Origin of the sequence: Chitinophaga sp. (genome assembly GCF_036566945.1) — a bacterium.
Lineage (GTDB): Bacteria > Bacteroidota > Bacteroidia > Chitinophagales > Chitinophagaceae > Chitinophaga.
This window is the reverse complement of the sequence record NZ_DATCVJ010000229.1, coordinates 1-8,613: the sequence shown is the minus strand read 5'-3', so window position 1 is coordinate 8,613 and position 8,613 is coordinate 1. Positions and strand designations below refer to the sequence as shown.

The following is an 8,613-nucleotide window of genomic DNA, read 5'->3' as shown; positions in this document are numbered from 1 at the left end:
TGTGCAGCTGTTATTTTTTTATGGATAGAAGATGAAGTGACGTTTGATAATACGCATCTGAAGAAAGACCGGATTTATCAGGTGATGGAGAACTGGGAGTACGATGGCATCCGCACTTTTTCGTCTACTCCGGGTCCGATGGCGCCCGCCATTAAAGCGGATATACCGGGCCTTCGTGAAACCTGCCGCAGCACAGAAGAATTAACGAATGCATTGTTTACGATCGGTGATAAGGCATTATATGCGCAAGGCCTATACGCAGATTCCAGCCTGTTTAATATTTTCACGCTGCCATTTATTGCAGGCAATGCCGCTACTGCATTTCCACAGTTATATTCAATCGTTATTACAGAAAAAACCGCCCGGAAATTTTTTGGCGACACCAAAAATGTAATTGGTAAAACCGTGCTGGTCGATAATAAACAACCTTATGTGGTATCTGGTGTGATAAAAGATATACCGGAAAATTCGAGTATCCGGTTTGACTGGGTAGCTCCTTTTGAGATATTCGCCAACGCCAATGATTACATAAAAAGATGGGGTTCCAACTCGGTGAGCACTTTTGTGGAACTGGCTCCTAATGCGGATCTCGCAGCTATTAACCGTCAGTTGTATGGTTATATAGGTCAGCATGCACCCGGTTCTATTAATCATGCTTTTTTATTTAGCATGAACGACTGGCGCCTGCGGGAGAGATTCAGCAATGGGAAACAAAGCGGAGGACGCATTGAGTATGTACATCTGTTTTCATTGATTGCCTGGATTATTCTTTTCATAGCCTGTATTAACTTCATGAATCTGGCCACTGCCCGGAGTGAAAAACGGGCGAAGGAAGTCGGCATCCGCAAAGTGATGGGAGCAGGAAAAAGTAAGCTGGTGGTGCAGTTTATCAGTGAAGCCTTGTTTATGTCGCTGCTGGCGGCGGGTATATCAATAATATTACTGTATGTGGTATTACCGGGTTTTAATGCTTTGGTAGATAAGCACCTGGTGGTAGGCCTTGGCAATCCGATGCACATCGTGTGGTTGCTGTTAATCACCATCGTTTGTGGTGTAGTAGCGGGTAGTTATCCATCGTTATACCTCTCCTCTTTCAATCCTGTTTTTGTATTGAAAGGCATGAAAATTAAGGCCGGTAGTGCCTCTTTTATCCGCAAGGGGCTGGTGGTAGCACAGTTCAGTGTTTCTATTATCCTGATCATTTGTACTGCGATCATTTACCAGCAAATACAACATGTGAAAAGCAGGAACCTGGGATTCAACAAGGACAACCTGATTTCTATGGAACTGAAGGGGAATATGGCGGCGCATTTCCCATCCATTAAAAATGCATTGCTGGCCACGGGAACGGTGCAAAATGTGGCATTGGCAGATCATACTACCATTGACGGTGGCAATAACACGAACGATATCACCTGGGAAGGCAAGCCCGAAACGGATAAAATTCTTATTTCCCAAAGGCTTATCAGCCCGGAGTATGTTAGTACGTCCGGGATGGAAATCGTGTCCGGCAGTGATTTCAAGCCGGACGTTGCCTCCAATGGGACGGATGTACTCATTACCCAATCATTGGAAAAGATCATGGGACCAGGAAGTGCCGTTGGCAAAATGGTACTGACTCCCCATGGCGACTCTGTTGTTCATTCCAGGGTGGCGGGCGTAATAAAAGATTATGTATATGGCAACATGTATGGTAAACCTGATCCGGTGGTATTCTATTGTATGCCGCAGTATGCCGTGCTGATGTATGTGCGCATGAATGCCAATGCAGATAAGGAAGCCGGCATTGCTAAAATTGGTAACGTGATGAAGCAATATAACCCGGCCTATCCTTTTACTTACCGGTTTGTGGACGATCAGTTCAATGCGATGTTTGTAAACGAAACCCTGATGCAGCAGCTTTCCCGCTTGTTTGCCTCGTTGGCCATCATCATCAGCTGTCTTGGTTTATTTGGCCTTGCAGCCTATACAGCAGAACGCAGAACAAAAGAAATTGGCATCCGCAAAGTGCTGGGCGCCAGTGTAACGGGCATCACCCGTTTACTGTCGGCCGACTTCCTGAAGCTGGTAGGTATTGCCGCCCTCATCGCCTTTCCGGTGGCCTGGTATACCATGGACCAATGGCTGCAGAAATACCCCTACCGGGTAACGATCCACTACTGGGTATTTGCCCTGGCAGGACTGGCGGCCATGCTGATTGCTTTGCTGACCATCAGCTTCCAGTCTGTCAAAGCGGCCTTGATGAACCCCGTAAAAAGCTTAAAAGCAGAATAATTCATTAAGAAATATAGCTGTGATGGCCGGCCATTGGTAGGAAACTACGGGCCGGCCATTGCTTTTTATCACGCCGATACAACCAGGTAAGACGAATATACATTGGTTCCCCTCGAATATGCATTATACCCGGTCAGGAAAAAATGGAGTGATTAGTTTAGCGGTAGATTTTAACCGTTGACCGATGAAAATATTGAAGAACATCATCTACATTCTGCTCGTGCTATTAGGTCTGTTTTTCTTTGCACGTACAGAAATCCAAGGACGCAGTAATATCCGTTCACTGGGGCACATGATACCCGGTGACAGCAGCGTAGCCCTGTATACGGGTAATAATATTGAGATTACCAGTATCGACAGTCTGGAAGTAAAAACCGTATTTCCTACCGGGATCATCAAGATTCCAAAGGGCATACACCAGGTAAACGTAAAGTTCAGCAAAAGCCGGTTTTATATTATACAAACCAATGAAACCTATGCCCACTTTTCATTTAACCTAAATTTCAAGGACTATGGCCCTTATACATTTGTAGGCTTTGAAAACAAGGCAGACAATAAGATTTATTTTGAAACCCTGCCCGGAGCCGCTAAAGAAGCAGAAAGATTTTACAAGGATTCCATTGTGCCATATATCGTGGCCAACTCAAAAGCAGAATAAATGAAAGAACAGCGTTTCTCCTTCCGCCATTATAAGTTGATTGTACTGTTCTTCATTTTTGCTGCCTTCACCTACCTGTTATACTGGTACTTCGTCCCCAATCTAAACTATGAAATCCCTGCTTACTATTTTATCGCCTTACTGCTGGCAGGAATGGGGTGGTATGTGTATGATACCTTGTATAAAGCAGATAGTATCGGTTATATAGACACCTACCCCGACTGCCTCATAGCAAAGAATTTAAGTAACAGGGAAACCCATTATTACTATCGCGATATCCATTATTGTACATTGACGGAGGGCGACATCAACGGGACCAAACATTACCGGCTGGAGTTGTATATGAAGAGCGGTGCGTCCGTACACCTGCGGCTGGACAACTTCTCCGGAAAAGATATTAAAACCCTGGCAGCTTTGATCACGGCTAAAACAGGTAATGCACAGGAAGATGCAAAAGAAAGCTTTCCATCCGATACAATGCTGCAGGCGCCAACTGGCCATGGTACCGCTATTTACATTTCACCGGTAAGACAATCCTTACTGGCAGGGGCACTACTTTTCATGGGAGGTGTAATGTTGTGGATGTCTGTTAGTATGATCATTGATTTACTGAGCCACCATGCCGATCTGTTCATCCTGCTGCTTTCCGGCATCCTGGTGTTGATGGGAACAGGTTTCCTTTATTTGTGTTTCCGTATTGCCCGCCAAAAAATCGTACAACTGGAAATTGGAAAAGATGGCTTGCTCATGAAAGATATGCCATGGGGAAAGACTGGCTGGAGCCAGGGCAATAGCAAGAACCGGATTATCGACCTCTATTTCCGTAAGAAATATCGTTTCATCGCTTATAAAGACATCCGGCAGGTAGCCCTGATCCCGTCCAAATGGCTGGGTGACAGCATTGTACTTCATACTACGCGGCAGGACTATTATATCCCGCTTTTACTGGAAAATCACCAACAATTCCTGCAGATAGAACAGCTTATAGCAGAAAAGTTATCCTCTTACAAATAATCGTTTTTTTTGCCTTATTTGCTTACTTACTACTAAGTAAGTATATTTGTGTCGCCCAAAGGCACATTTATGTCAGCAACAAAAGATAAGATCGTTTCCATGGCCGACCGCCTGGTGAGAACCAAAGGATTCAATGCCTTTAGCTATAAGGACATTGCCGCCCCCCTGGCTATTAAAAATGCGGCGGTACATTATCATTTCCCGGCTAAATCAGACCTGGGAGTGGAAGTGATTGACCAGGAGATAGCGCAATTCAATCACAGCACCGGGAAATGGAAACAGCTGCCGGAAAATGAGCAGTTGGGTAAACTGGTGGAGGTGTTCCGTAAGCACAATAAGCAGGGCAACATCTGCCTGATGGGTTCATTGTCTACCGACTTTGAAACGTTCTCTCCTGCCATGCAGGCGAAGGTGCAGGAAATGGCCGATGGCATTGTATCCTGGCTGACCAACTGCCTGGAGCAGGGTCGAAAAAACAAGTGTATTCATTTTAAAGGACCTGCCGCTGCGCGGGCCCTCATCATCATGTCCAATTTACAGTCTTCCCTGCTATTATCCAGGGTAATGGGACCGGCAGCGTTCCGTAGTATTACGGATCAGTTGCTGGAAGATCTGTGTCAAAAATAACATACTATGAAAAGAGTTGTCATTACAGGAATGGGGACGGTATCTCCCATCGGTAACAACGTAACGGATTTCTGGAATAGTCTTGTAAACGGGAAAAGCGGTGCCGCCACCATTGCCCATTTTGACGCCAGCCGTTTCCGTACGCGCTTCGCCCATGAGCTGAAAGGCTTTGATGCCGGGACTTTACTGGATAAAGCCGAGGTACGTAAAACGGATCCTTTTACACAATATGCGCTGGTGGCTGCCGACCAGGCCATCAGGGATTCGGGGCTGGACTTCGCCAGCATGGACCCCTTTGATACGGGCGTTATCTGGGGCTCCGGTCAGGGCGGTATGCAAACCTTTGAAGAGCAGGTAACAGAGTACGTTGCCGGCGATTTCAATCCCCGCTTCAGCCCTTATTTTGTGCCTAAGCTCATTACCAATATGGCTTCCGGCATGATCTCCATTAAATATGGGCTGATGGGTATTAACTATACCACCGTATCCGCCTGCGCCACTTCCAACACAGCTATTATGGATGCATTAACGTATATCCGTATAGGTAAGGCGAAAGTAATGGTGACCGGCGGATCTGAAGCCCCCATCACACCCGCTTCTGTGGGCGGCTTCTGCGCCATGAAGGCGATGTCTGTTCGTAATGAGGACCCTACCACGGGTTCCCGCCCGTTTGACGTGGACCGGGATGGATTTGTAATGGGAGAAGGCGCCGGCGCATTGATCCTGGAAGAATACGAACATGCCAAAGCCCGCGGCGCCCATATCTACGCGGAAGTAGCAGGTGCAGCCATGACAGCAGATGCGTATCATATGACCGCCACACATCCGGAGGGACTCGGTGCTTTCCGTGCCATGCAGCTCGCGCTGGAAGATGGCGGACTCAATAAAGAAGACGTAGATTATCTAAATGCACATGCTACTTCCACACCTGTAGGTGACCTGAGTGAAATAGCGGCTATTGGCAAGTTATTTGGCAATACGCCTTCGCAGTTACACATCAGTGCCACCAAATCCATGACAGGGCATTTATTGGGCGCTGCAGGCGCTATAGAAGCCATCGCCAGCGTGATGAGTATTCAACAGGGCATCATCCCCCCTACTATCAACACCCAGCAGCTGGATGCCGCTATTCCTGCCGGATTACAAATTGTATTGACAACTGCGATAGAAAAAAAAGTATCAGTAGCCATGAGCAATACCTTCGGATTTGGGGGACATAATGGCATTGTTGTCTTCCGGAAAATATAAATTATTATTCCTAAAAAATAACGCAAAGGTGCACACATAACGGCGCACCTTTGTTGTATATATCATTTCCGAAAATAAATTATTCTCTCCACGTAGGGGTAAACAGGACGCATGCTGTCGTACTCTAAAGCAATAAAAATCACTTCAAGTAGTACACCATGATGAGCCGCAAGCCAACGCATTTACAACAGTCGAATCAAAAGAAAGGGTATACCTGTTTATTACTCGCCTTATTATCCTTTACGCCAGCACAGCGCCTTTGGGCACAGTTAGGTGCTACTTCACTGCATGGCCCCGGCATAGGCTTCAGTGTAGATTATTTACCTGCTTCCCATTATATCAGGGGGGAAGATAGTGTAAAAACAAAATCCACTACCGCACAGATACGCTATAATTTCGGTGCTGCATTTATGTTGAGTAATCGTATAGATACGGCGACCGGGATGGTAAGAAACTGGACCCTGGCGGCTTCCGGCAGCTACACCCAACTCACCAACAAAGATTATGACGACAAAATTTTTCCGGAAGAATTACTGGGCACACAACTCGCAGTGCAACATTTCCGTAGCATCAACAAACGTTGGGGCATGGTGAGTGTATTGTCTGTAGGGCTTTACACCGACATGGAAAAAATTGACCGGAACGATATTTTTATTAATGGCGGCGTATTATTCATCAAGCAGGTGAACCCGCGGTTTGCTTATGGTATAGGTGCTATGTTCACCAATACCTTTGGTACGCCTATGTTACTCCCAGCCTTCATGATCAGGTGGCAAACACAAAACAAGTATAAAGTCGACATTAATTTCCCGGAGAAATTAAGCATCTCCAGCAGCTTAAATAAATATACTGATCTGGCACTGGCCTTCCGTATGAATGGCGCCGCCTATGATGTGGAAAAAGGGGCGGATAAAAAAAGACTCCTGGCGCATAGTGAAATGAGTATTGGTTTGGAAAACACCTGGCACCTGAGTAAGCGCATAGATTTCGTGGCCTCGGGTGGTGCGCTCCTGTTGAATCAAAACAGCTTCACCGAGAAAAAATTGTCGGAAATGTTTAGCGATAAACCGAAGGCCCGCCTTGCCACCAATTATTTTTTCAGCGGCGGATTGAGATGGAATTTTCAGTCAAGGCATTAATGAATGGAGAAAAAGCTTGTCTGCCTTGTATCAATTTATTGGTGCGGGGCAGATATTACGTTTTACTTATTATCTTAGCAGCGCTTAAAACAACGATCTGCGTTACATTTCATGATTATCTCATTCGACCTCGACGATACCCTCATACCGGGTATGAAACAATTTCCTACTGAACGAAGAGGAATATGGCAAAAGCTCTTCAGCCGTGAAAAAATCAGAGCGGGCACTATTGAATTAATAAAGGCTTTAAAAGCGAAGAATCACCGAATCTTTATCTATACTACGTCTTACAGGTCTCCTGCTTACATCAGGCGGTTGTTTTTCTCCTATGGTATTTTTCCGGAGAAGATCATCAACAAGTCCGTGCATGATAAAACATTAGGGAAACTGGGCGCTGCTATTTCTAAATATCCGCCGGCGTTTAATATTGATGTGCATATAGATGATTCTCCTGGAGTAGCCATGGAAGGGGATCGTCATCAATTCAACACCATCATTGTAGCGGAAGAGGATTTGCACTGGGGAAACAACATACTACAACAAATAGCAAAAAAAGAAAGCTGACCCTGATGGTCAGCTTTCTTTTTTTGCGCTGTTATCTTACCTCGTAAGGTGGCTGTACAGGGGCCTTATAAGGTTTTGTCTGCAACAGATTTTTAATTTCCGTGATAGCACGTTCCAGCTGCGGATCTATTCCTTTGGCCATATCGCCCAGGTTTTCATCTACAGCGATATCCGGGTCTACGCCGTGTCCTTCGCGGAACCAGGTGCCTTCTTTATCGAACATGCGGAACGATGGTACGGTGATAATGCCTCCATCTATGAGTCCGGGTGTGCCGCTGATACCAATCAATCCGCCCCAGGTGCGGGTACCGATGATGGGCCCCAGTCCTGCTTTGCGGAAGTAATCGGGGAAGGCGTCTCCGCCGGAACCGCTCCATCCGTTGATCAGCATTACTTTAGGACCGAAATGCGCGTATCCGGGCCATGGTGCGGGTTTACCGTCGCGGGTAGCCCAATAGGCCAATGGTTTGCGGTTCAGCATTTCTATGAAGCGATCGGGAATTTGTCCACCGTTATTAAAGCGTTCATCGATGATGAGTGCCGCTTTATCCCATTGCGCATTGAACTGGCGGATCAGTTCATCCTGTCCGTCTATACCCGTGCTGGGCACGAAGATGTAGCCTACCTGGTTATCTGTGGCATCAGCAATGCGTTTGCGGTTGCTCTCTATCCATGCCAGGTGACGAAGGCGGTACTCCGACCCGATCGTTTTCACGATGGCAGTTTTAGCTCCATTGAAGGAAGGTTGATTGTTGTAAGTCAGTTCCACCACTTTTCGTGCGAGCGACTGGAACGCACTGAAAGGTTCCTGTGCGGTGGTGAGTGGTTCGCCATTTACCGCCAGAATATAATCCCCTTCTTTGATGCCCACGCCGGGTTCGTCGAGTGGATTGCGGGCTTCTGCGTTCCATGGCGCGCCGCGGATAATCCGTTTAATTTTATAGTATTGACCCACTGCCTGCCAGTCTACGCCCAGGTAGCCAACATTTTCTGCTTTGCTGTCTTCCACATCTCCGCCGAAGTTATAAGTATGAGAAGCGTTCATTTCGCCGAGCATTTCATTGATCACGAAACTTACTTCTTCCCTGG

Annotated in this window: 8 protein-coding genes; 7 read left to right on the top strand and 1 reads right to left on the bottom strand. The window is 46.5% G+C overall.

Features of this window, described 5'->3' with window-relative positions; genetic code table 11:
- The 7 genes from VIP81_RS06660 to VIP81_RS06630 all read left to right on the top strand — a co-directional run.
- A partial coding sequence (locus VIP81_RS06660) for an ABC transporter permease (protein WP_331957691.1) occupies positions 1–2,274 on the top strand: 2,274 nt, incomplete at its 5' end.
- Positions 2,275–2,458: 184 nt separating this feature from the next.
- The gene (locus tag VIP81_RS06655; RefSeq protein ID WP_331957690.1) at positions 2,459–2,932 is read left to right on the top strand and encodes a hypothetical protein; all 474 of its coding nucleotides are present in this window, start codon (positions 2,459–2,461) and stop codon (positions 2,930–2,932) included.
- Complete coding sequence (locus VIP81_RS06650) at positions 2,933–3,946, top strand: hypothetical protein (protein ID WP_331957689.1); 1,014 nt, start codon at positions 2,933–2,935, stop codon at positions 3,944–3,946.
- A 69-nt stretch (positions 3,947–4,015) separates the two neighbouring features.
- On the top strand, positions 4,016–4,573 hold the full coding sequence (locus tag VIP81_RS06645) for a TetR/AcrR family transcriptional regulator (protein WP_331957688.1): 558 nt from the start codon (positions 4,016–4,018) through the stop codon (positions 4,571–4,573).
- A 6-nt stretch (positions 4,574–4,579) separates the two neighbouring features.
- Positions 4,580–5,821 carry a beta-ketoacyl-ACP synthase II gene (gene fabF / locus VIP81_RS06640; protein ID WP_331957687.1) on the top strand — a complete coding sequence of 414 codons (1,242 nt, stop codon included), beginning with the start codon at positions 4,580–4,582 and terminating at the stop codon, positions 5,819–5,821.
- Positions 5,822–5,979: 158 nt separating this feature from the next.
- Positions 5,980–6,960 (top strand): DUF6268 family outer membrane beta-barrel protein, encoded by a 981-nt coding sequence (locus VIP81_RS06635; protein ID WP_331957686.1) that lies wholly within the window; start codon positions 5,980–5,982, stop codon positions 6,958–6,960.
- A gap of 111 nt (positions 6,961–7,071) precedes the next feature.
- Positions 7,072–7,524, top strand: coding sequence for a hypothetical protein (locus tag VIP81_RS06630; protein ID WP_331957685.1), 453 nt, complete (start codon positions 7,072–7,074; stop codon positions 7,522–7,524).
- 31 nt (positions 7,525–7,555) lie between these two features.
- Here VIP81_RS06630 and VIP81_RS06625 read toward each other — a convergent pair.
- A partial coding sequence (locus tag VIP81_RS06625; protein ID WP_331957684.1) for a PDZ domain-containing protein occupies positions 7,556–8,613 on the bottom strand: 1,058 nt, incomplete at its 5' end.

Bases quoted from the DNA above. Each gene is read 5' to 3' on its own strand.
- VIP81_RS06655 (WP_331957690.1), top strand. From the start codon at position 2,459: ATGAAAATATTGAAGAACATCATCTACATTCTGCTCGTGCTATTAGGT.
- VIP81_RS06650 (WP_331957689.1), top strand. From the start codon at position 2,933: ATGAAAGAACAGCGTTTCTCCTTCCGCCATTATAAGTTGATTGTACTG.
- VIP81_RS06645 (WP_331957688.1), top strand. From the start codon at position 4,016: ATGTCAGCAACAAAAGATAAGATCGTTTCCATGGCCGACCGCCTGGTG.
- fabF (WP_331957687.1), top strand. From the start codon at position 4,580: ATGAAAAGAGTTGTCATTACAGGAATGGGGACGGTATCTCCCATCGGT.
- VIP81_RS06635 (WP_331957686.1), top strand. From the start codon at position 5,980: ATGATGAGCCGCAAGCCAACGCATTTACAACAGTCGAATCAAAAGAAA.
- VIP81_RS06630 (WP_331957685.1), top strand. From the start codon at position 7,072: ATGATTATCTCATTCGACCTCGACGATACCCTCATACCGGGTATGAAA.